This is a genomic window from Ulvibacterium sp. (genome assembly GCF_028285715.1).
Lineage (GTDB): Bacteria > Bacteroidota > Bacteroidia > Flavobacteriales > Flavobacteriaceae > Ulvibacterium.
Genome location: NZ_JANQOO010000021.1, coordinates 90,802 through 112,001 on the forward strand (window position 1 = coordinate 90,802; position 21,200 = coordinate 112,001).

Consider the following 21,200-nt stretch of genomic DNA (forward strand, 5'->3'; position numbering starts at 1 on the left):
AAGGGAACGATAAATCCTAAATATCAGACGGGCCGGAATTAAAACTTGAGAACTAGAATGAGCAAGATAACCATCTTATGGGTCGATGACGAAATTGATCTATTGAAGCCCCATGTCCTTTTCCTGGAAAATAAGGATTACAGCGTAATAACCTGTAAAAGTGGGCAAGAAGCCCTGGAAGAATTGATGCGTTCCCGGGTGGACATCGTCTTTCTGGATGAAAATATGCCGGGCATTTCAGGATTGGACACCTTAAATGAAATTAAATCAATGGCCTCTTCCCTACCTGTGGTTATGATCACTAAAAGTGAGGAGGAATCCATAATGGAAGAGGCCATAGGCTCCAAAATTGCGGATTATCTCATTAAACCAGTGAACCCAAATCAAATTCTACTGTCCTTAAAGAAGAATCTGGATCACTCCCGTTTGGTATCCGAGAAGACAACGGCCAACTATCAGCAAGAATTTCGAAAAATATCTATGGATCTGTCCATGGTAAATTCCTGGGAAGAATGGGTGGACCTCTATAAAAGACTCATCTATTGGGAACTGCAGTTGGAGGAAATTGAGGACAGCGGTATGTTTGAGATTTTGGAATCGCAAAAAGTGGAAGCCAACAATCAATTTGGAAAATTTGTGGACAAAAACTATCTGGACTGGTTTACCTCTACAGACGGACCTGTAATGTCCCATACGCTCTTCAGAGAATGGGTTCAACCGAGAATCGTGGAGTCCCCCACTCTTTTGGTGGTAATAGACAATCTTAGGTATGACCAATGGTATGCCTTTGAGGATACGGTGACATCCTTCTACAAGAAAACCTCCGAAGCTGCCTATTTTAGCATTCTCCCTACGGCTACGCAGTATGCCCGAAATTCCATCTTCTCGGGCCTAACCCCTTTGGACATGGAAAGGAAATATTCCCATTGGTGGAAAAATGATACCGACGAAGGTGGGAAAAACCTATTTGAGGATAGATTTTTGGATGAGCAAATCAAACGACTAGGGCTTAATTTAAAATGGGAGTATCACAAAATCAGTAGTCTAAAACAGGGCAAACAGCTCTCTCAAAATTTTAGGTCTCAAAAAGATAACGACCTTACCGTAATTGTCTACAATTTTGTGGACATGCTCTCACATGCCAAAACGGAAATGGAGGTCATTAAGGAATTAGCCTCCAATGATAAGGCTTACCGATCGTTGACCCAGAGTTGGTTCAAAAATTCCCCTTTATTGGAAATTATACAGCAAGCCCAAACGCTTGGCCTAAAATTGATCATTACCACGGATCACGGCACCATTAACGTAAAGCACCCCTCCAAGGTTATCGGGGATAAGGAAACCAGCCTCAATCTTAGGTACAAGACCGGGAGGAGCCTTACCTATGAGGATAAGGATGTATTGGAAGCCCAAAATCCTGGAAAAATACACCTGCCTAGTATAAATATGAGCAGTTCCTATATTTTTGCCAAGAACGATCTCTTCTTTGCCTATCCCAACAACTACAACCATTATGTTAGTTATTACCGAAATACCTATCAGCACGGTGGGGTTTCCTTAGAAGAAATGATCATCCCTTTTGTGGTTTTGGAACCAAAGTAATCCAAAGCTCTATTGGCAGTTTTTTATATTGAGTTCTGTTGGTGTTTAAAAAAATTAAAATAATGGGCCTTCTTACTTAAAAGGAATTCGGGTGAACCTTCTTCTAGGACCTTACCTCTATGCAAAACTACTACTTTATCCACATTGACAATCGTACTTAGGCGATGCGCAATGATTATAACTGTCTTGCCCTGCCTCCTAAGGTTTTCTGTAGCACTTCGGACAAAACTTTCCGAAGAACTATCTAAAGAAGAAGTGGCCTCATCCAATATTAGAACTTCTGGATTTTTGTACAAAGCCCTAGCGATGGCAATTCGCTGTTTTTGCCCTCCCGATAATATGGCTCCATTTTCTCCTAAATAAGTATTGAATCCGTGGGGCAAACTTTCCACGAACTCCAAAATATTTAAGGATTTACATACCTCGTTTATACGTTCCATTTTAGGGGCAAACTCCCCTATAGCAATATTTTCAATTACATTTCCAGCAAAAAGATCAATCTTTTGTGGAACGACTGCTATCAAATTTCTTAAACTAGAGCGGTCAACATATTTTAAATCCAAATCTCCAATACTAATATTACCTTTTTGGATTGGATAGATGTTCTGCAAGAGAGATGCCAAGGTAGACTTTCCAGATCCGCTTTCCCCAACTATAGCCGTAATTTTTTCTTTTGGGATGCTAAGATTAAAATCCTTAAAAATTTCTAATCTTGTCCCATACCTGAACGCGACATTCCTGAACTGGATATCTCCGATTATTTTCTTTTTAAGTACAATTTTATGTTCGCATTCCTCTCTCTCCAAATCCATAATTTCAAATAATCTATCTGCAGCAATTAGAGCGTTTTGAACTTCTCGATTAGCCTCAATTAAACCAGATATAGGGCCAGTGAAATAAGCGATAATTGAATAGAAAGACATGAGCTCCCCAGGTGAAAGTTCCTTATCTATAACAAAACATGAACCACACCATAATAGTATTATGCTAAACAACCTGGAAATAAACCCAGCACTAGTTCCAGAGAATATACTATTTAAGGATGATTTGTATCCAGTTTTTAATAAATCAATAAAACGAGTTTCTATTTTTATTGTGGTCAAACCTTCCAAACCGAAGCGCTTAATGGTACCTATGGTATGTAATGATTCTACCAATTGACTTTCGAGCTCGGCCGAATTCTCCATTAACCTACGTTCTGTTCTTCTATTTAAATAATTGGTTAAAGCGTAAATGCATATATATAACGGAATTACACACATCATTATCAATGCAAGTTTCCAATAATAGGAAAACATCAAAACAAAAGAAAAAATAACAATAAGTACATTAACAGTAAGGTCAAGGGAAACTCCATTTATAAATGTTCGTATCTTAACTGCATCATTGATTCTAGAAACAATTTCGCCAACCCTCATATGATCGAAAAATTGCTGAGGTAATTCCATAAGATGTTTATAATAACCCATAATTAAACGCAAATCAATTAGTTGACCGGACTTCACTAAGAATACATTCTTTAAATAACCTATGTTTATTTGAATCAGCAATAGTATTAACATAACTATGCTTAAGAGATTTAATAATTTGGTATTACTGCCAACCAAAACAAAATCTGTTACCTTCTGTATGTAAATGGCAGATGAAAACCCTAATAACGTATAGACAATAGCTCCCACAAAGGCTTGCAGCAAAACAAAGCGATGAGGTTTTAACAATACCCAAAATCGTTTGTATACCGAAATTTTTTCATTCCCCATGGAAAAGTCCTTTTTGGGTAAAAGCAAGACAAGCACACCAGTCCATTCTTTTCTGAATTCTTCATGTGTCTTTTTACACATTGTACCATAGTTAGGGTCCATAATGCTTATGTAAGTTCTTGTCACTTTGTAAATAACAACGTAGTGATATAAAGTTTTTTTTATTAGCATATGGGCTATTGCGGGTTTTGGAATTTCAAAAAGACTATTAAACTCACCACGTACCCCTTTACCTTCAAAGCCAATTTTCCGAGCAGCCTCAAGTAATCCAAACACGTTTGTCCCTCTTTTATCAGTACAGGCGAATTGACGTATTTTTACATAGGGGAGTTGTAAATGGTAGTGTGCAGCAATCGAAGCCAAACAGGCGGCTCCGCAATCAGTGATGTCATGCTGTTTAATTGTAATCTTAGCCATAATTTTGTGTTAATAGCAGTAACAATAGAAGGGCAACCGCAAAAATCTATAGTACTTATGGAAACAAATATCGTTTTGTTGTAGGAAATCGGAATTAATACCTGGTAAGGAAAGTGCTAAAGAAGTTTATTTACCATATCAAAGAGATTTGAATGGGCAGTTACAAATTAAAACACCCCTTCTGAATCTACCCTTTTAATAAGGGAAAGTGTTAACTTATATTGCTCATAAAGCTTTCTTTCGTCCACTAGTTTAATGTTATCCCGAAAACCATGAATGGTCCCAATAGGCATTAAGAGTGCGCTTCCTATATAATCCCCGGTATCCAAAACATCGCAAGAAGAAAAATTGATGATTTCATTTTGTCTTTTCTTGGCAGAATAGCTTCTCTGCGGCAAAAATGCTCCTGTTAGATTAAATTGGAAACTGCGACCAAAATCCTTCAAGAAACTTGTCTTTTTAAAAGCAGCATAATCACTACTTCCTAGAAAAGGTATTTTCCCCTTACCTAATTCAATATTAAGATCTTCGGCAATTTCTAACGAAAGTTTGGTCAATTCCCTATTGCCGACATTAGTAGTAACACAATTGGCCTTATTTTTTACCCCTACCATATCGATATTGATTACATATAAAATCTTGTTGGCTATACTATCCGAGAGCCTTGCAACATGTGACCTTGAACCTCTAAGTCCAGTTTCCTCGGAACCCACCAATAGTATTCTATAGGTAAGCTCTAAATCCGACTGAAAAAGTTCTTTTGCCAGTTCCAAGGATACTGCCACTCCAGTGGCATTGTCAATTGCTCCATCCGAAAGAAAAGCCCAAGACAATAAAGGGTCTAAAAAACCGTCCAAAAGCAGACTTATCATTGTAAATGGGTTGATGTCCGTCTTATCGTAATGTGAAACTATATATACTATACTATCTGTTCTTCCTTTTACTTCAATAAGAATATTTTTCTGAAAACTTAACCAATCTATACTTTCTTTAACCGTATTTTCGACAAGTCCAAAGTCATCTATTCGCTCCAAAATAGCTTTGCCCCTTCTAATATTACCCCCGGATTGCACCAATTTTTCTACAGTCTTGTTCAATGATTTTACTGTCCTTTTTTCTTGGAATGACCAAAGGTTTTCAACTGATGGGTCATCAAGGGATGATGGCACTAATTTTTTTGAACATGAACCTAAAACAAAAAAAGAGACCAACAGGATGAGAAGCACTAAAACCCTTAGCATAAAATTGATAATCATGAAAATAAAAATTGATAATACCTTTTAATTAATAAAATCAAGTTTAGTAGGAAATGACTTTTAAGATAGTTCTAAACCAATTAAAACAAATGAACATTGCTAACTTTCATTAACAATGTCATAGATGTGATGATAAAGTATTGTCTAATATAGTCCAACTAAATAATCTGAACTGCTACCTCCTCCACCAGGTCGTTGATCTGCTCTATCTTTCCTTTGTTTTCTTTGAATTGCCAAGCCAACTCCTGCAAGTATTGAAACGGCTATAAAGGTTCCCAAAAACCCACCCCCGTTTAATTCATCAATTTCCATTCTGCTTAATTCAGTAGTCCCATAAATTTCCAACTCTTTCATAATTCTTAATTTTTAGGTTAAACAATATTTAAAAAACCAGAACTCAATTAGTCCAATAATTTTTTATCAATGCAATGTAAAGGTATCCACTGCACTAACCTTGCAGGAAAACAAAAACTACTAATAATTTAGATCTTTGATGTTCTAGAATCCTTTAGACGATGATAAATTCTAGACAAGTTCATTAAAAGTTTCAGCGGAATAAGAGTATTCTTTACCCAAAAGAGATATTTAATATTTCTATAGTATTCCCTTTTTAATTGCAATTCGTCTGTACCCAATGTTTTTAAGAATATAAGTACTGAATTAAAGGCTAAACGTCCCATTAAATCAGATTTTCTAAAGGAGAAAAGTTTACTCCTAAAAATCAAATCCTTTCTTTCACTTAGTGGCAATAAAAAATACATCTTGAAACATCTGCTCAGGCCAAAAACCAAAAAACGGATGACTAACGCAGCTTGATACTTTTCTAAAACATCTTCACCTTCCAAAAAATCTTTGAGTAGGTCGTAGGTTTTCAACAAGTCAAGTATTTTTTTTTTCGAAAAGGATCGTGTTATCGCGTTTTGGTTGTTTCTGTTGTAAACATAAAAGACCTCAGGCAAAACTTTGATTTTTCTAGAATAATAAATGGCCTTTGAGGTGAATAGAATATCTTCAAAGTAGACTTTTTCTGGAAATTCTAGATTATTCATCAACAAAAAATCACGGGAAAAAACATATATAAAAGGCATGCTTCGAAATCCTTTGCGCAAAAACAGAAAGTGAATAAATATGTCTTCTGTACTGGCTATTCTTTTAGGAAGTTGTACGTTTTGTTCATTTTCACTTTCAGAATAATGCTCGATATATCCAAATAGTATTAAATCAATACCGGGTTCTCGTTTCAGAATTGATACTAGCTCAAAAATGGAATTTGAATTGAGCCAATCATCGGCATCTACAAACCAAATATAATTTCCGGCAGCTTTCCTTATTCCTAAATTCCGAGAAGCACCAACAAGACTGTTTTGTGCATTCCTAAAAACTCTAACCCGATCATCACTTTTTTGGAATTTTTCGATTATTTGATAGGAGTTATCAGTGGAACAGTCGTCTATTACAATAACTTCCAGATTCTTATAGGATTGTTTCAATATTGAGGTCAAACACAAACCCAAATATTCCGCAGCATTATATACAGGTATGACAAAACTTATTAGCATGATACTTTTGTACTACGTATGCAGTTCGCAAAAACAAAGTTCAATAGGTTAGGTGTTAGATAGCATGTTATCAATCAAGCTAGAATCCCAATTAGATAATTTGATGAAATAATTTTTTCAGTCTCAGTCAGTAACTACCTAGATATTTTAGTAATTTCATTATTACTAATAACGGCTATAGAAATATTCACTTTCAATTGAAAATCTTCATGGTAATAATAGGTTTTTCTTCCCCTATCGTAAAAAATAGAAGCATTTAGATCTCTCAACTGTTCAATTAAATTGTAAACAGAGCGTTCACTTATACTTAAGTTTTTGGCCAGTTCCGAGGGTGTACCTGTACATTCACATTTAATTAATTCATGTGTTTTCTGCAGACGCTGGAGATTCTTTATTGTTTTCATTTACGGGATTCTAAAAACTGTGATTTTGATGTTTCGGTTTTAGTAGGGTTAAACCAATCATCCATTTTATCATAAAGTAAGTCGTAAAGAGATCGCTCAATCAGTTTAAAATTGGCGTTAAAGGTCATACCTTTTCTTAATGTTCCTCTAAAACCATTTTTTAGCTCAAGATAATTGTTATCGATACTGCAACGCACTTTAAAAACTGGGATATCCCCTAAAAACTCTACGTCCTTTCCTATTTCCAAAATCTCTCCGGTAGCAAATCCCCATTGATTATAGTTGTATGCATCTATCTTAAGTTCAACCTTGCCTTTTTCCCTTAAAAGTCCGATTTCGGAAGAATTTATATAACACTCCGCCAATAATTCGCCATTTGGTGATATTTCCCCCAATTGAGTCCCAGCTGATATAAAGTATTCTGGTTCAAAGGCCATCTCGGTAAATAGAGTTCCATTTACTGGGGCAGTTACTACGAATTGTGTCTTCTTTTTTATCAATTCTTCGTGGTAACTCTTTAACTCCTCAATTGTGTTCCTGTACCTAACAAGATCTGACTGTAATAAATTTTTTTGCTCTTCTCTAAATTGATGAATGTTGCTCAATGCAATATCAAAATCAAATTCTTTTCTCTCATACTCAGATTTCGAGATAACACCTTTATCATACAAAATCTTGTAACGATTAAAATCACGCTCTGCATTTTGAAATCTTTTCTTTAGTTCCAGTAGATTTTGATGGTAGTAGGACTGTTTTCTTTGATATAAGGAAGATTTTATTCGCTGGTCCTTAAAGGATTTGGGGTCTAAAAGTAGTTCTATATCTCTTATAAAATCGGTAGTTTCGCGTAATTGGTAATTGAATAATTCGAGCTTACTATCGACATCGTTATAATCCATAAGCAACAAAGTGTCTCCTTGAGCAACATTTGTATTGTTTTTTAGTTTATTAAAAATAATCTTTCCAGAGTTGATTACTGTAAGTGGAACCCTATCCTTATTCGACTTTAAAATTCCTCTAGCGTTGGTATATATGTCTATTTTAAAAAATTTCAGGGAGCCAAATAGAAAAATAGGTATGGCAAGGATGAGGAGATAGATAATTTTACTATTTACAGTTTGCCGGAGATAATAAACCTCTTCAGTGCTTTCTAAGATTTCTTTCGGGAAAACTTGCTTCACAAAACTATATTTATATCAAATATAGTTTATTTTCTACAAATTTGTAATTTTGATTAACTTTTTTTCTAATTAATCTTCTTAACATAGAATATATCCTATTTTGAAGCCCGTAATAATATCCTATATTTGTATTAACAGCTAGCTAGAACACATTCATACATATGCTTAAGACTATAGACCGTTTAATGCAATTTATCAAGTATGCGGGTTTGAGTGCCCGGAAATTTGATATCTCCATCGGGGCGAGTAATGGCTATACGCTTCGAATGAAAAAGAACAATGCCTCCATAGGTAGTGATGTAATCGAAAACATTGTTCGGGTATATCCACAACTCAATGTGGTTTGGCTCATTACGGGAGAGGGCAAAATGCTTAAGGACAGGGAAGAACTCATGGCCACCATGGACAAATTGCCCATTGAGAAACAGCAGGAAATCGAAGAAATCATTGAACGAAAAATCAGGGAACGCCAAGAGGAAGAGCTAAGGCGACTTTTAAAGGAGATTACGGAAGAAATTGAACAGACGCAAAAAAATTTAGGGAATAAGGATTAATTACAATCTGTTTTTTAGGGCGTATTCCTTCAACAATTCTTCACGTAAATCCATAAGTAAGTCCATACGCTGCTTTTCCTGCATCCCCTTGTTATTTTCCTTTAAATCCTTGAACTTCGCTTCTTTTTCGGAAAACAGTTCGGTGTGCGTACTTATCTTTGATAGTATGTCCTCTATTTCCTGAGTAATGATATCATATAGTTCCAGGAGTTTCGTCTTCCGTCTTATAATATGGGCTGCCCATGCTAGAAAACAAACAATAGCAATTATTAAGGGTAATGCTTTAAAAAAGGAAGTTTCATCCGTGATTTTTTGTGGTGCAATGCCTTCCAACAACTGATAGAATATTAAGACTATGGGGGAAAGAATAGCGTAACGCCACCAGTTTAGGGAAGTAAGGAACCATAAGACCATCGGCAGGAAAATTCCTAGCTTTATGCATACGTACCAGTAAAAGGTGTGTACATCTACAAAACCATGGTTATGAAGTGTAAACCACAAAATCTTGTATTCCTGAACGTTTTCCGGAATAAATTTATAAGAGTTGAGCAAAAAAAGGGTGAAAATCAACAATGCCACAACAAGTAGGTCCCATTTAATTTTTGGTTTTGGGCCACTGTTTTGAGAGTTGGATTGATCTAGGGATTTTTTTATGAAGGTCTTTATGATTACTAATTTCCTTAAATACTCATTTTTTGGCAAAACCCGCTTGGCCTCAGTTAAGGACCTGGCTTCTTTGTCAATAGCCTTTTGAAGCCTTGGGTATTTTGGGGTCAACTCATTTTGTTTTAACCTAAATACAGTTGAAGAATCACTCTTTCTAATGGACTTTTGTCGCAAAAATACCAACAGACAAATAATGGCTATGTTAATGAAAATTGAAAAAGACACCAGATTGTTTTCTATTACTTCATTGAAAATAAAAATCTCTGTAGCAAGAGAATCTGTCCAATAAATCAGAGGTGCAAAAATGAAATAACGCCACCAATAGGGATTGGTCAAAAACCATACAATATATAACAAAAAAGGGATAAGTCTGGTTAGTAAGTCCCAAAGAAATAGTCCACTATTTACTAGATTATGGTGATATTCAAAACCAAAGAAACGAATGGATTGGGCATCATCATTAAAATAAAGGTGGGTATAGATAGAAAAAGGAAGTAAGACTATAATAATTGCCAATAAGACTTCCAATATGTACTTTCGTTGCCAAAAGGATTTCATCGCTTCCTACTTTTCAAGCCCCTAAACTACGAAATACATCGGAATTGTCCGATTTTTATCTATATCATGAAGGAAATAATCTATACCAATAATCAAATTGCGCAAGTGGCACAACAACTTTTGCATCAGGTTCAATCCAAAACGTTGTGCTTTTATGGAGCAATGGGAGCCGGTAAAACTACCTTGATCAAGGTATTGGTCAAAGAGCTTGGAGGAGTGGGTACAACGAACAGCCCTACTTTTGGCATTGTAAACGAATATCATTTGGAAAATGGAGCCGTTTTGGGATATCACTTTGATTTTTATCGATTGAAACACGAAACTGAAGTCTTGGATTTGGGCCTGGAAGACTATTTAAGTCAGGATGTGTGGATTTTTATGGAATGGCCTGAAAAAATTAATTCTTTTCTTCCAAGGGATATTTCAAAAATCAATATCGAGGTTTTGGATACCCAAACCCGAAAAATCATTTTTTAATACCAATCTAAGCCTCATTACGGCGTTGTAACCAGTTCAATATCAAGGGATACTTTGGCCAAATCGCGTTAAGGTTTTCAGAGCCAATTTTTTATTGTATTTTTTCGATGAAATGCAAGATTTTCGATAAAACGACTATTTTTTACGACCAAATACTTAATTTTAACATTTCACAACAGTTTCTTACCCCTATTTTTCCTACTTTTGTAATAGAGCATTTGTCCAATTTCTAACTAAAAACCTCGAGAACCATGAAAATGAAGAAATTTGTATTTGGCTTATTGGCCGTTGTGGCTTTATTGGCCTTTTCAGCTGAAGCCTATAGTAACGCTGACGGAGACCAAACAACTGAGCAAGGTATAGAGAAAAGAAAATTGACTAAAAAGATTTAGTAATTTCTTCGCACAATAGAACGAGGGACAATGGAAGTTGTCCCTTTTTTTATACTATTTCCTTCATTCCTTCGTTAGCGATTTATAGATAGAAATACTTGATGAAGGATACAATTAAAAAGAGGAGGGCCAAAAAAAAGATTTTGATAGAGTCTTGTTTTGTCTTTTTTATAGCGATAACTCCTTTTCTATACAAGCTTTACGATTACTTACCTGAGAATCCTGAGGCTACCTTCTCCTTGTTAGGGTTTACTATAGATAACAATGGATTCCCAGACATATCTACTTATGTGTGGTTCATGATGGGCAAAATAATCCCCCTTTACCTATTAATCTTCTGGTTTTTGACTTCTAAGGACTGGTGGTATCATATTATTTTGATTCCAATTGCAATGTATTCCTTCCAAGTCTTTGAAGTGCTCTTTGATTCCGATGACAATATAGACACGGAAAATATCTGGTGGATTATTCCTATCTGTTTACTTGTAATTCCCTTTGTCTATTTCATCAGAATTAAGTTATACGACAAATATGTAAATGGAATTGATCTGGAAGCCATGGAAGCGGAATTACAGAACTACCGCGAAAAAGGTATGGTCCCCGAAAAAGAGCCGGAGGATTTGCCCATGGAAGACCCTGTCGATTTTGAAAATGAAACCCTTTCGGAACAAATAGACCGCGTGCTTTCCACACGGAATCTGGAGTACCAATTCAAACAATTGCAGCACAATCTTAAAAATTGGCTTCATCCAAGATCATAATGACTGCCTAAGCGTGTGTTCCTAGATTTCAGTAAATTATTGTAATTTTACCCCCAATTTCAATCCAACAACGATTTGGATAGAAGTCATTTCATGAATCAACCAACCTCTCCCTTTAGTAAACAACAATTGCTTCCCCAGGAAGAAAAATTGGAAGTCCTGCAACAAAAGGGGGAATTGTTCATAGGCATTCCCAAAGAAAACCAATATCAGGAAAAACGTATCTGCCTTACACCCGATGCGGTAAATGCCATTACGGCCCATGGCCATCGTGTGCTGATAGAATCCGGTGCGGGAGAGGGCGCCCATTTTTCCGATATGGATTATACCAATGCGGGAGCGGAAATTACCAGGGATACCAAAAAAATATTCTCCTGCCCCCTACTTTTAAAGGTAGAGCCCCCGAGCCTTTCGGAAATTGCCCTGCTTAACCCACAGTCCACCGTAATTTCGGCACTACAGATTAAAACGCAATCCAAGAGCTACTTTGAGGAGATGGCCAAAAAAAGGATTACGGCCATCGCCTTTGAATACATACGGGACGAGGACGGTAAATATCCAGCAGTACGATCACTTAGTGAAATTGCCGGGATTTCCTCGGTGCTCATCGCTTCCGAGATTATGGCGGCCACCAATAAGGGAAATGGCCTTATGTTCGGGAACATCAGTGGAGTACCCCCTGTAGAAGTGGTGATAATCGGCGCCGGTACGGTAGGTGAATTTGCGGCCCGATCTGCTTTGGGGTTGGGAGCCAATGTAAAGGTATTCGATAATTCCATTACCAAATTGCGCAACATACAGACCAACCTAAAGCAAACGGTCTATACCTCTACCATTCAACCCAAGAATTTATTGAAGGCCCTTAAAAGATGTGATGTAGCCATTGGTGCTACTCGGGGCAAAGATCGCTCACCGGTGGTCGTAACCAGTACCATGGTAGAACACATGAAAAAGGGTGCCGTAATCATCGATGTAAGTATTGACATGGGCGGATGTTTTGAAACCAGTGAAATTACCTCCCATAACAAACCCACCATTGAAAAATACGGGGTCATACATTATGGCGTCCCCAATATACCTTCGCGTTACCCAAAAACGGCCTCCATTTCCATAAGCAATATCTTTACGCCTTATCTGCTAAAACTTGGTGAAGATGGAGGACTGGAAAATTCATTAAGATTCGATAAAGGGTTGCGTAATGGTCTGTATTTGTACCATGGGATACTTACCAATAAGTCCGTTGGGGAATGGTTTGATCTTCAATATAGCGATATCAATTTCCTGATTTTTTAATATGCCGTTCTTAAAACGTTTGGGATTCTATTTATTGGGCCTATCCGTTGGGTTGGTATTTTTGACCTTTTTTCTGAAGAAAAAAACCGATGGCACGGGAGCCGAGTTTTGTTACTTCCCAAATTGTAGAACCCTAAAGGATATACGTTCCAAACCTATTTCCTATTCCGAAGAAATAAATGAGCTCCTGATCTCCCGAGCATTGGATTCAATGGATATCGATTATTTTTTGAACGATGGAAACGTCGACTTTGAAAAAAGCGATACAAAAGCCGAGCCCTGTAAAGTCTATTTTATAGAGGGAATCGCAAAAGGGAAAAATGCCATTCTAAGGGTGCGCAACTGTAGGGATGAGGCCATTCTTGAAAACGTCTTGTTCTAGATTTTTCTGCGTTTCCGTTCTTTTTTCAATAATTCCAATTCCCGGTTCGTCTGCCCCACAACGGAAGTATTTTCCTCTGCACGACGTATTAAATAGGGCATTACATCCCTTACGGGCCCAAAGGGCAAGTATTTGGCTACATTATAACCGTCGTTTCCCAAATTAAACGTGATGTGATCGCTCATTCCGAACAACTGCCCAAACCATACACGCGAATCGGAATTAGAGACACCTTGCTTTTGCATCAGCGCCAATAGTTTATAATTACTTTCTTCATTGTGCGTTCCCGAGAATATGGAAATGGTGTTTAGATGATGTAGTATATAGCCCACCGCAGTATCAAAATTTAGGTCGGTCTCTTTTTTTGAAGCGCAAATCGGACTGGGATATCCCAGATTTTCCGCACGCTCATTTTCCTTTTCCATATACGCGCCCCGTACGACTTTGACGCCGATTTTGAAGTTATCCTTTTCCGCCCTTTTTTGAAGTCCTTTTAAATAGTCCATCCTGTCCCAACGATACATCTGCAACGTATTGAAAACAAGTGGTCTTTCCTTGTTGAATTTTCGCATCATATCCTCCGCAAGACGATCTGCCGCATCCTGCATCCAACTTTCCTCCGCATCTATCAAAAGGGACACCCCGAGATCATGCGCTTTTTTGCAAATTGTCTCATAACGACCCACTACCCGTTCCCATTCCGCTTTTTCGGTCTTGGTAAGGGGTTTGCCTTCGCTGATTTTTTGAAAAAGTGCAAAACGACCAAATCCTGTTGGTTTAAAAACGGCAAAGGGAATGGCATCCTTTTCTTTTACAAAATCCAAAACGTTCATGACCTTGGCCAGCGCATTGTCCAAGGGGTCCTCCTCGTCCTTCCCTTCAACTGAGTAATCAAGCACCGAACAGACGCCCTTTTCCCACATTTTATCCACTATGGGCATACAATCTTGCTCACTGACCCCTCCACAAAAGTGGTCAAAAACGGTAGCACGGATTAAACCCTCAACAGGTAAATGTGCCTTTATTGCAAAGTTGGTTACCGCTGTCCCTATTTTTACTAATGGCTCGTTGGCAATCAGCTTAAAGAGGAAAAAGGCCCGTTCCAATTCGGAGTCTGTTTTTAGGGCAAAGGCCTTCTCCGTATTCTCAAAAATTCGATCCATTTTCATAGATTTCAAAAGGAATCAAATATAAAGACAGAAATTGTATTCCATTGATAAAAAATAACCTTTATTTTGTACCCCTGAAAGCATAAAAATTTTCGTGTCACCGGAAATTAATATCCGACTTCTGATGGAATCCATTGTAACTTCTTCCTATGCCGTACATTTTAACCGAAAGGCCTATGACGCATTGGAAGAACACTTATCCAAGGTTCGGTATTCCAAGATTTTTATCCTTGTTGACGAGAATACCCGAGAACATTGTCTGCCTCGATTTTATGAAGGTCTTGGTGGGGAGTTGCATTCCGAGGTCTTGGAAATCGAATCCGGGGAGGCAAATAAAGACATCCAGACTTGTGTGAAGGTCTGGAACGCCTTATCGGAATTAGACGGGGACAGAAAAAGTTTGCTTATCAATTTAGGAGGGGGCGTACTTACGGATCTAGGCGGATTTGTGGCCTCTACCTTTAAAAGAGGTATTGATTTTATAAATGTACCCACTACCCTATTGTCCATGGTGGATGCTTCTGTGGGAGGAAAGACCGGTGTTGATCTGGGATCTCTTAAAAATCAGATCGGAGTAATCAATCAGCCTAAAATGGTCCTAGTACTACCGGATTTTCTAAAAACCTTGGAAGAAAGACAATTGCAAAGTGGTTTTGCCGAAATGTTGAAACACGGACTCATACAGGATGCCAGGTACTGGGATACTTTAAAATCCGTTTCCGATTTCGATACAATGGATACCTTGATCCATACATCGGTGGTCATTAAGAACAATGTAGTTCTGCAAGACCCTACGGAACAGAACCTACGAAAAATACTGAACTTTGGCCATACCCTTGGTCATGCCATCGAATCCTATTTTTTGGAAAGCCAAACACATCAAACACTTTTGCATGGTGAATCCATTGCCATTGGGATGATCTTGGAGGCCTATCTTTCCTATAAACTGACCGGACTCCCAAAAAACCAACTGGAGGACATAAAGGCCGTTTTTCTCTCCAAGTACCCCAGACCGGAATTTTCCAACGAGGATATGGACAACATCTTGAATTTACTGAAGTTCGACAAAAAAAACGCCTACGGCCATATCAACTTTGTACTGTTGCGACGTATAGGCGAACCGGTTGTGGATGTTAAAATTCCGAACGACCTATTCCATTCTGCTTTCTCTTACTTCAAAGAATAGGACATACGTATACTAAAAATAAGCATTGACAACTCTTCATGTTTTCCAATTAAAAAAATATATAGTTTAGGTCCTGTTTAATGCCCAAATTTAATTTGACCTAATTATGATACGAAAATTGGTTGATTACAAAAAATTGGATCACGCTTTGGCTGCCCTGCTTATCGAAACATATCCGGACGGTTACGGGGACGATGACATCATCACCTTTAAAAACGCCCATGGCGAAATTGTGGAAGCCGTTGAGCTAAGGACCCAGGACGTCCTTTATTTGGTAAAGATAAGCAAGTCCCTTTCTAGCTTCATTTCCAACTTTGAAGATACAATAGAAAAGGAATTGGAATCGAAATCGGAACCCGTACTAGAGGAAGTGGATGCCCAGGAAATGGATACCGAACCAAGCCTGGACAACGAATTGGATGACGACAGGGATTTTGATTGATTCCTATAAATAACGCTCCCTTAGCACATTGCGATGATGCTTTTGATGCCCGCAAATCACAAATCCCAGGGCAGCAACGCTCCAGGACATAGTACTTGCCCTACCTTTTGCATTAAGTCTCTGCCTGTCCAAACTACTAAAAAGCGCTATTGAGGAACGCCTTACAACCCTGTATTCCTCAATAAGACTTTCCTTGGATCTTCTATCCGCTCCTGAAAATTTTACATATAAATCTTGTTCAAAACCAGGTAATTCCGTTTTGTCACCGCGCGCAAAGCGCAAAGCCCTATACTGGAAAACCCGTTCGGCATCAATTATGTGCAATAAGACCTCGGCGACGGTCCACTTTTGGTCTGCGTAGGCATAATGCCATTTGCTATCCGGAATGCTTTGGATGAATTGGGGAAAGTTTTCCAACTGTTTTTGTAGAAAATCGATCAGTTCCACCTCCCCTAAAACGTCGATATAGGTTTTATATAGTACTTCGCTATCCGGTATTTCTATTTCGGACGTTTTCATAGGTCCAGTGCAAATAGGTTATGCGCTTGGGTCGCGGAAAAAGCCTTTCCTCCTCTTATAATTCGTTGAAGATGGTGTGCATCAACCGTTTTTTATCATTAAAGCTTTCCTCCAAGGAAATCATGGTCTCGGTTCTACTGATACCATCTATATCGTCGATTCTAAATATGATATTTTTAGCATGTGTGGTATCCTTTGCGCGGATTTTGCAGAAAATATTAAACTTACCCGTAGTGATATGGGCAATGGTAACATTGGGTATTTGCTCCAAACGTTCGATTACAAATTTGGTCTGATGTGTTTTTTCAAGAAATATTCCTACATAGGCAATAAAAGCATAGCCTAATTGTACGTAGTCCAGAGTAAGCGAAGATCCTTTAATGATACCTGCCTCTTCCATTTTTTTAACCCTAACGTGCACCGTTCCCGCAGAAATCAAAAGTTTTTTGGCAATATCCGTAAAAGGCGTTCTGGTGTTGTCAATCAACATATCCAAAATCTGGTGATCTATTTCATCCAATTTAACTTTACCCATATCTATTAATTTTATGCCAAAAGTAAAAAATTAAGAAATTAAACGCAGTAAAACTTATGTTTTTTTAACGAAAACGTAATAAAAGTATAATTTTTGACAAATTCCTATAAAACTAACCCGTAATGTCCTTCCAAAAAGGTTGCTGTCTTAAAAGCCTTAAGTCCTTGTCATGTAAACAATTGTACGTTTTATGTCCAAAATAACCCTCCAAATCACCTATCATTTCAATTTTTGGAACAAAGTGTATTTTTCCATTTTCCAACACCTCCTTATACAAAAGGCCAATGCCATCATTTCCACTTACCGCTGTGTTTATGTGCCCTGCATTATGGATCAGTACATCAAAAAACAACTTGTTGTTTTCCGGTATTTTAAAGTAATCCGCTTCGGTTACTTCCTGGAACCTTTCTTCGGAGATGGCGTCCAAGGCCGAAAATAGGGCGTAAAAGATATACATTCTGGTCTGTTCCCGTTCATAATCGTCCGGAAAGTGCCCTGCTTCGAATAAAACGGTTGGCGTTTTCAGGGTTTGAAAGGTGTCCCCGACACAGTTGGCATTGTAGGTGTCGTCATACCTCCCAATTTGCCCTGGGATATAGGAATGTAAACTATGGTCAATAGCACCAATAAGCAACATACTTTTTCGACGGGATTCCGTAACGCTCCGTTGATCGTCACTAGCCGGGGCAAGAAAGGAAACCGTGGCGGGTTTTTGGGTGCTGCCTACATTAAAAAGGGTACGTTGATCATGTAGATTCAAACAATAATGGGGTTGGAAGTCATCGTAGACCTTTCGCAATGACCTGCTCTCAGGCTGGGTAAGCAATTTGGCATCCCTGTTAAGGTCAACTTCATTTGCGTTAACTCGGGTATAGGCCTGGGCACCGTCCGGATTAAGCATCGGAATAATCTTAACGGTACACTTTTTTAAAATCTGCAAAGCCTCTATTTCCTCGGAAGCCAAAAAATTCATAAGGTCTAAAACGGCCTTGGTCGTAGTAGATTCGTTACCATGCATTTGCGACCACATCAACACACGATGCTGGCCATTCCCCAAGGTGATACTTTCAATGGAACGTCCCTTAACCGATTGGCCAATAGTATCTACTTGAAAAGATTCGTGAATTTTATTCAAGAAACTGGCTATTTGGTCATGGGTCACATAGCGACCCAAAATACTTTTTTCCTTGATTTTAACAGGATATAAATTCTGAAAATGCATAGGGGACTACTTGGTACCCTACAAAGGTAATATCATTCATAGTTACAATTGTATTTATATATATTACATTTATATACAACTAATAGCTTTAGGTTTGTACATTTGTATACAAATGTAGGATGTGATTTATGTTTTGCTAATAAAAGTCTATAGATCAATTGTTTGAATTATTCTATATAAACTATAGATAGTAGTGTTTTGAGAGGATATAGTATGCTTTGTCGTTATTTTATTTCGAAGGCTGCGGTAAACAATTAAAATTGATTACAATGGTAAATCAAGAGGATTTCATGAAACGATTACGGAAGTTATTGCGCTATTACGATCTTTCCGCCTCGGCGTTTGCAGATAAGATCGGTGTGCAGCGCTCCAGTATTTCCCATTTGCTCACGGGGCGCAATAAGCCAAGTCTGGAATTTGTACTCAAGGTTATCGATACTTTCCCTGAAGTGGATTTGTATTGGCTTGTAAGGGGAAAGGGAAATTTCCCCTCCACATCTGTAGAAAAGGACATCCTTAAGGCCCATACCCCATCGCCAGTCGCAAAACCACAAAACATTAAAAAGGACAATGGCCCTAAAACCGTTGACAAAGTCATTGTTCTGTATTCCCATGGAAGTTTCGAAATCTATAATAGGGACTAGCCATTAATTTCCTTAATTTGTGTCCATGTTCAAAAAGCCAATATCTATCTTGCCTATTTTATTCCTGATAACCTCTTGCTACGGACCACAACGGGATTGTTCACATTTTAGGGAGGGCCGCTTTTCCTTTACCGCCCGTATTGATGGGAAGGATGTTTCTACTACTTTCGTCCGTAACGATTCCATTGAAATCGACTACTTTGACGGTAAAATCGATACATCATCCGTCCGCTGGATAAATGACTGTGAGTACATCGTAAAGAAGATAAATCCCAAGAACAAGTCCGAGGAGAAGTCCATACATATGAAAATACTATCGACCACGGATAATTCTTATACATTTGAGTATGGAATCGTTGGCCAAAGTCAAAAATCTAGGGGAACCGCACTAAAAACCAACTGAATATGTTCGAATTTTTTGCAAGCCCGGATGCATGGATCGCGTTATTGACCTTAACATTTTTGGAAATAGTACTTGGAATAGACAATATTGTATTTATTTCCATAGTAGCCAATAAGCTACCCCAAAACCAGCGGAAAAAGGCCACCAATATAGGCTTGCTCCTGGCCATGGTGCAGCGGATAATCCTATTATTCGCCGTTTCGTTTTTAATAGGCCTAAAAAATCCTTTTTATTATATAAATACTTCTTGGCTCAGTACGGGAATAAGTGGCCAGGCATTGATATTGTTTTTCGGGGGATTGTTCCTTCTTTACAAAAGTACCTCGGAAATACATGAAAAAGTGGAGTTACCGACACATGATGAGGATGAAATAGGCGCAAAAAAAATCACGAGCTTTTCTAACGCCATAGTTCAAATTGTACTTATTGATTTTATATTTTCCATTGATTCCATTCTTACGGCCGTGGGCATGACCAATGGTATTGGCAATAGTCCCATGGATGCTTTAATGGTGATGATTATTGCGGTTGTTATTTCCATTGTAATAATGATGGTCTTTGCCAATCCCATACGGGTCTTCATCAACAAGCATCCTTCCATGCAACTTTTGGCCCTCTCCTTTCTAATACTTATTGGATTTATGTTGATTGCAGAAGCTGCGCATTTGAGTCACACCAAAATTTTTGATCAGGAAATTGGGGCTATTCCCAAAGGGTATCTATACTTTGCCATTGCCTTCTCCTTACTCATAGAATTTTTAAACATGAAGTTGCGAAAAAAAGAGGAAGTTTTGGAAAGCCAACAAAGCGATTAGTACGATCCTTTCCGTACTACTTTAATTGGGCCTACTAAAGGCCAGTTTGGGGTTCGCTTTTTTCTGTTCCTCAAAAAGGCGTTGCTGCTGGCGTACGGTCAATGTACTCCCATCATGGCTCCACCCCGGGGGTCCAAAAATATACATTAACTTATGGGAAAGTTTTTTCGACTTCTTAAGGTCTCTCCAGATATCCTTATATTCATGGGTAAGGATTACCATTGGATTATAGGACTCCGGAGAATGGATTACCCCATACTTTACATCAATGTCATCGTCCAATTCCTTCCAGGTCCCAAATAGCTTATCAAATATATTCAGAAAGCCTCCATGGTTCTTGTCCAGATATTCAACGTTCTGCGCATGATGTACCTGATGCATCGTATGGGTATTGAAAATCTTCTCGATCCAACCCATCTTCGGGACATATACGGAATGTAATTGAAATTGCCATAAAGCCTCTATGCCCAGACACACCATCACCATTTCCGGTGGAAAGCCAATGGCGGGCATCCACATATAGAACAAAGGTTTATACACTATGGTAAACCAACCGTTGCGCACAGCGGTCCCCAGGTTAAAATTATCCGAGGAGTGATGCACAATGTGCGCGGCCCAAAGTACCCTAACCTCATGGTTGGCCCTGTGAAACCAATAATAGGTAAAATCATCGGCCAATTGGCAGAGTAACCAAACATACCAAGCGTAGCTAAAGGATGTATACCCCATGATGTTGGTCCGAATCCCATTGACCTCCGGATTAAAAAGTTCATAGGTATACTCAAACAGTACAATGGCAAATATCACCTTGAACAAAGGGCCTAAAATTGCCGACCCGACCCCCATAAAACCGCTAGCAAACAAATCTTTCCAATCGTACAGATCGTCATCCCCGTGGGTCTTGCTATATGTTAATTCTAGTAAAATAAATGCGATAAAACAAGGTACACCGTACACCAGGGGGTTGGTAAAATCCATCTAATAGTCAGTTTGGGCTAAATAT

General features: G+C 38.2%; 24 protein-coding genes. 12 read left to right on the forward strand and 12 right to left on the reverse strand.

Features of this window, described 5'->3' with window-relative positions:
* Positions 1 to 57: 57 nt before the first annotated feature.
* A complete protein-coding gene (locus tag Q0993_RS14470; RefSeq protein ID WP_299534237.1) occupies positions 58 to 1,602 on the forward strand; it encodes a bifunctional response regulator/alkaline phosphatase family protein in 1,545 nt (514 codons plus the stop codon).
* 23 nt (positions 1,603 to 1,625) lie between these two features.
* Here the strand turns inward: Q0993_RS14470 and Q0993_RS14475 are convergent, their stop codons facing one another.
* The 6 genes from Q0993_RS14475 to Q0993_RS14500 form a co-directional block, all read right to left on the reverse strand.
* Positions 1,626 to 3,779 (reverse strand): peptidase domain-containing ABC transporter, encoded by a 2,154-nt coding sequence (locus tag Q0993_RS14475; protein ID WP_299534239.1) that lies wholly within the window; start codon positions 3,777 to 3,779, stop codon positions 1,626 to 1,628.
* A gap of 167 nt (positions 3,780 to 3,946) precedes the next feature.
* Positions 3,947 to 4,876 (reverse strand): M28 family peptidase, encoded by a 930-nt coding sequence (locus tag Q0993_RS14480; protein WP_299534241.1) that lies wholly within the window; start codon positions 4,874 to 4,876, stop codon positions 3,947 to 3,949.
* A 303-nt stretch (positions 4,877 to 5,179) separates the two neighbouring features.
* Positions 5,180 to 5,389, reverse strand: a complete 210-nt coding sequence (locus Q0993_RS14485) for a hypothetical protein (protein ID WP_299534243.1) — start codon at positions 5,387 to 5,389, stop codon at positions 5,180 to 5,182.
* A gap of 128 nt (positions 5,390 to 5,517) precedes the next feature.
* Positions 5,518 to 6,594 (reverse strand): glycosyltransferase family 2 protein, encoded by a 1,077-nt coding sequence (locus tag Q0993_RS14490; RefSeq protein ID WP_299534246.1) that lies wholly within the window; start codon positions 6,592 to 6,594, stop codon positions 5,518 to 5,520.
* Between the two features lie 134 nt (positions 6,595 to 6,728).
* Complete coding sequence (locus Q0993_RS14495; protein WP_299534248.1) at positions 6,729 to 6,998, reverse strand: HTH domain-containing protein; 270 nt, start codon at positions 6,996 to 6,998, stop codon at positions 6,729 to 6,731.
* Entirely contained in the window at positions 6,995 to 8,179 is a 1,185-nt protein-coding gene (locus Q0993_RS14500) for an HlyD family efflux transporter periplasmic adaptor subunit (RefSeq protein WP_299534251.1), read from the reverse strand. Before Q0993_RS14500 ends, Q0993_RS14495 begins: the two co-directional genes overlap by 4 nt.
* 161 nt (positions 8,180 to 8,340) lie before the next feature.
* On the opposite strand from Q0993_RS14500, the gene Q0993_RS14505 reads away from it, so the two are divergent.
* Positions 8,341 to 8,733, forward strand: coding sequence for a hypothetical protein (locus Q0993_RS14505; RefSeq protein WP_299534254.1), 393 nt, complete (start codon positions 8,341 to 8,343; stop codon positions 8,731 to 8,733).
* Here Q0993_RS14505 and Q0993_RS14510 read toward each other — a convergent pair whose 3' ends face one another.
* Positions 8,734 to 9,957, reverse strand: a complete 1,224-nt coding sequence (locus Q0993_RS14510; RefSeq protein WP_299534257.1) for a hypothetical protein — start codon at positions 9,955 to 9,957, stop codon at positions 8,734 to 8,736.
* A 66-nt stretch (positions 9,958 to 10,023) separates the two neighbouring features.
* Between Q0993_RS14510 and tsaE the strand changes: the two genes are divergently transcribed.
* From tsaE to Q0993_RS14535, 5 genes are all read left to right on the forward strand, one after another.
* Positions 10,024 to 10,434 carry a tRNA (adenosine(37)-N6)-threonylcarbamoyltransferase complex ATPase subunit type 1 TsaE gene (tsaE, locus tag Q0993_RS14515; protein ID WP_299534259.1) on the forward strand — a complete coding sequence of 137 codons (411 nt, stop codon included), beginning with the start codon at positions 10,024 to 10,026 and terminating at the stop codon, positions 10,432 to 10,434.
* 251 nt (positions 10,435 to 10,685) lie between these two features.
* Positions 10,686 to 10,826 (forward strand): hypothetical protein, encoded by a 141-nt coding sequence (locus Q0993_RS14520; protein WP_299534261.1) that lies wholly within the window; start codon positions 10,686 to 10,688, stop codon positions 10,824 to 10,826.
* A 101-nt stretch (positions 10,827 to 10,927) separates the two neighbouring features.
* Positions 10,928 to 11,587, forward strand: a complete 660-nt coding sequence (locus Q0993_RS14525; RefSeq protein ID WP_299534263.1) for a hypothetical protein — start codon at positions 10,928 to 10,930, stop codon at positions 11,585 to 11,587.
* A gap of 93 nt (positions 11,588 to 11,680) precedes the next feature.
* Positions 11,681 to 12,880 carry an alanine dehydrogenase gene (locus Q0993_RS14530; protein WP_299534265.1) on the forward strand — a complete coding sequence of 400 codons (1,200 nt, stop codon included), beginning with the start codon at positions 11,681 to 11,683 and terminating at the stop codon, positions 12,878 to 12,880.
* A 1-nt stretch (position 12,881) separates the two neighbouring features.
* Positions 12,882 to 13,262 (forward strand): DUF4258 domain-containing protein, encoded by a 381-nt coding sequence (locus tag Q0993_RS14535; RefSeq protein ID WP_299534267.1) that lies wholly within the window; start codon positions 12,882 to 12,884, stop codon positions 13,260 to 13,262.
* Here the strand turns inward: Q0993_RS14535 and Q0993_RS14540 are convergent.
* Positions 13,259 to 14,425 carry a proline dehydrogenase family protein gene (locus Q0993_RS14540; protein WP_299534269.1) on the reverse strand — a complete coding sequence of 389 codons (1,167 nt, stop codon included), beginning with the start codon at positions 14,423 to 14,425 and terminating at the stop codon, positions 13,259 to 13,261. The genes Q0993_RS14535 and Q0993_RS14540 overlap by 4 nt on opposite strands.
* A 130-nt stretch (positions 14,426 to 14,555) precedes the next feature.
* Between Q0993_RS14540 and aroB the strand changes: the two genes are divergently transcribed.
* A complete protein-coding gene (gene aroB / locus Q0993_RS14545) occupies positions 14,556 to 15,617 on the forward strand; it encodes a 3-dehydroquinate synthase (protein WP_299534271.1) in 1,062 nt (353 codons plus the stop codon).
* A gap of 106 nt (positions 15,618 to 15,723) precedes the next feature.
* Positions 15,724 to 16,059 carry a hypothetical protein gene (locus Q0993_RS14550; protein ID WP_299534273.1) on the forward strand — a complete coding sequence of 112 codons (336 nt, stop codon included), beginning with the start codon at positions 15,724 to 15,726 and terminating at the stop codon, positions 16,057 to 16,059.
* A gap of 3 nt (positions 16,060 to 16,062) precedes the next feature.
* Here the strand turns inward: Q0993_RS14550 and Q0993_RS14555 are convergent, their stop codons facing one another.
* From Q0993_RS14555 to Q0993_RS14565, 3 genes are all read right to left on the reverse strand, one after another.
* A complete protein-coding gene (locus Q0993_RS14555) occupies positions 16,063 to 16,578 on the reverse strand; it encodes a DinB family protein (protein ID WP_299534275.1) in 516 nt (171 codons plus the stop codon).
* A gap of 55 nt (positions 16,579 to 16,633) precedes the next feature.
* Positions 16,634 to 17,113 carry a winged helix-turn-helix transcriptional regulator gene (locus Q0993_RS14560; protein WP_120711134.1) on the reverse strand — a complete coding sequence of 160 codons (480 nt, stop codon included), beginning with the start codon at positions 17,111 to 17,113 and terminating at the stop codon, positions 16,634 to 16,636.
* A gap of 112 nt (positions 17,114 to 17,225) precedes the next feature.
* On the reverse strand, positions 17,226 to 18,335 hold the full coding sequence (locus Q0993_RS14565) for a M14 metallopeptidase family protein (RefSeq protein ID WP_299534279.1): 1,110 nt from the start codon (positions 18,333 to 18,335) through the stop codon (positions 17,226 to 17,228).
* 290 nt (positions 18,336 to 18,625) lie between these two features.
* Here Q0993_RS14565 and Q0993_RS14570 point away from each other — a divergent pair, with 290 nt between their 5' ends.
* Genes Q0993_RS14570 through Q0993_RS14580 form a run of 3 tightly spaced genes read left to right on the forward strand, consistent with a single transcriptional unit; the run spans position 18,626 to position 20,197 of the window.
* A complete protein-coding gene (locus tag Q0993_RS14570) occupies positions 18,626 to 18,979 on the forward strand; it encodes a helix-turn-helix transcriptional regulator (RefSeq protein ID WP_367279616.1) in 354 nt (117 codons plus the stop codon).
* 25 nt (positions 18,980 to 19,004) lie between these two features.
* Positions 19,005 to 19,382: a DNA topoisomerase IV gene (locus Q0993_RS14575; protein WP_299534283.1), complete on the forward strand. Its 378-nt coding sequence runs from the start codon at positions 19,005 to 19,007 to the stop codon at positions 19,380 to 19,382.
* 2 nt (positions 19,383 to 19,384) lie between these two features.
* Positions 19,385 to 20,197, forward strand: a complete 813-nt coding sequence (locus Q0993_RS14580; protein ID WP_299534286.1) for a TerC family protein — start codon at positions 19,385 to 19,387, stop codon at positions 20,195 to 20,197.
* Between the two features lie 21 nt (positions 20,198 to 20,218).
* Here Q0993_RS14580 and Q0993_RS14585 read toward each other — a convergent pair whose 3' ends face one another.
* Complete coding sequence (locus tag Q0993_RS14585; protein WP_299534289.1) at positions 20,219 to 21,175, reverse strand: sterol desaturase family protein; 957 nt, start codon at positions 21,173 to 21,175, stop codon at positions 20,219 to 20,221.
* Positions 21,176 to 21,200: the final 25 nt, after the last annotated feature.

Coding starts and splice junctions, on each gene's coding strand:
- Q0993_RS14570 (WP_367279616.1), top strand. CDS start 18,626: ATGAAACGATTACGGAAGTTATTGCGCTATTACGATCTTTCCGCCTCG.
- tsaE (WP_299534259.1), top strand. CDS start 10,024: ATGAAGGAAATAATCTATACCAATAATCAAATTGCGCAAGTGGCACAA.
- Q0993_RS14505 (WP_299534254.1), top strand. CDS start 8,341: ATGCTTAAGACTATAGACCGTTTAATGCAATTTATCAAGTATGCGGGT.
- Q0993_RS14555 (WP_299534275.1), bottom strand. CDS start 16,578: ATGAAAACGTCCGAAATAGAAATACCGGATAGCGAAGTACTATATAAA.
- aroB (WP_299534271.1), top strand. CDS start 14,556: ATGGAATCCATTGTAACTTCTTCCTATGCCGTACATTTTAACCGAAAG.
- Q0993_RS14530 (WP_299534265.1), top strand. CDS start 11,681: ATGAATCAACCAACCTCTCCCTTTAGTAAACAACAATTGCTTCCCCAG.
- Q0993_RS14495 (WP_299534248.1), bottom strand. CDS start 6,998: ATGAAAACAATAAAGAATCTCCAGCGTCTGCAGAAAACACATGAATTA.
- Q0993_RS14510 (WP_299534257.1), bottom strand. CDS start 9,957: ATGAAATCCTTTTGGCAACGAAAGTACATATTGGAAGTCTTATTGGCA.
- Q0993_RS14475 (WP_299534239.1), bottom strand. CDS start 3,779: ATGGCTAAGATTACAATTAAACAGCATGACATCACTGATTGCGGAGCC.
- Q0993_RS14490 (WP_299534246.1), bottom strand. CDS start 6,594: ATGCTAATAAGTTTTGTCATACCTGTATATAATGCTGCGGAATATTTG.
- Q0993_RS14565 (WP_299534279.1), bottom strand. CDS start 18,335: ATGCATTTTCAGAATTTATATCCTGTTAAAATCAAGGAAAAAAGTATT.
- Q0993_RS14585 (WP_299534289.1), bottom strand. CDS start 21,175: ATGGATTTTACCAACCCCCTGGTGTACGGTGTACCTTGTTTTATCGCA.
- Q0993_RS14580 (WP_299534286.1), top strand. CDS start 19,385: ATGTTCGAATTTTTTGCAAGCCCGGATGCATGGATCGCGTTATTGACC.
- Q0993_RS14540 (WP_299534269.1), bottom strand. CDS start 14,425: ATGGATCGAATTTTTGAGAATACGGAGAAGGCCTTTGCCCTAAAAACA.
- Q0993_RS14525 (WP_299534263.1), top strand. CDS start 10,928: ATGAAGGATACAATTAAAAAGAGGAGGGCCAAAAAAAAGATTTTGATA.
- Q0993_RS14560 (WP_120711134.1), bottom strand. CDS start 17,113: ATGGGTAAAGTTAAATTGGATGAAATAGATCACCAGATTTTGGATATG.
- Q0993_RS14535 (WP_299534267.1), top strand. CDS start 12,882: ATGCCGTTCTTAAAACGTTTGGGATTCTATTTATTGGGCCTATCCGTT.
- Q0993_RS14470 (WP_299534237.1), top strand. CDS start 58: ATGAGCAAGATAACCATCTTATGGGTCGATGACGAAATTGATCTATTG.
- Q0993_RS14575 (WP_299534283.1), top strand. CDS start 19,005: ATGTTCAAAAAGCCAATATCTATCTTGCCTATTTTATTCCTGATAACC.
- Q0993_RS14485 (WP_299534243.1), bottom strand. CDS start 5,389: ATGAAAGAGTTGGAAATTTATGGGACTACTGAATTAAGCAGAATGGAA.
- Q0993_RS14520 (WP_299534261.1), top strand. CDS start 10,686: ATGAAAATGAAGAAATTTGTATTTGGCTTATTGGCCGTTGTGGCTTTA.
- Q0993_RS14550 (WP_299534273.1), top strand. CDS start 15,724: ATGATACGAAAATTGGTTGATTACAAAAAATTGGATCACGCTTTGGCT.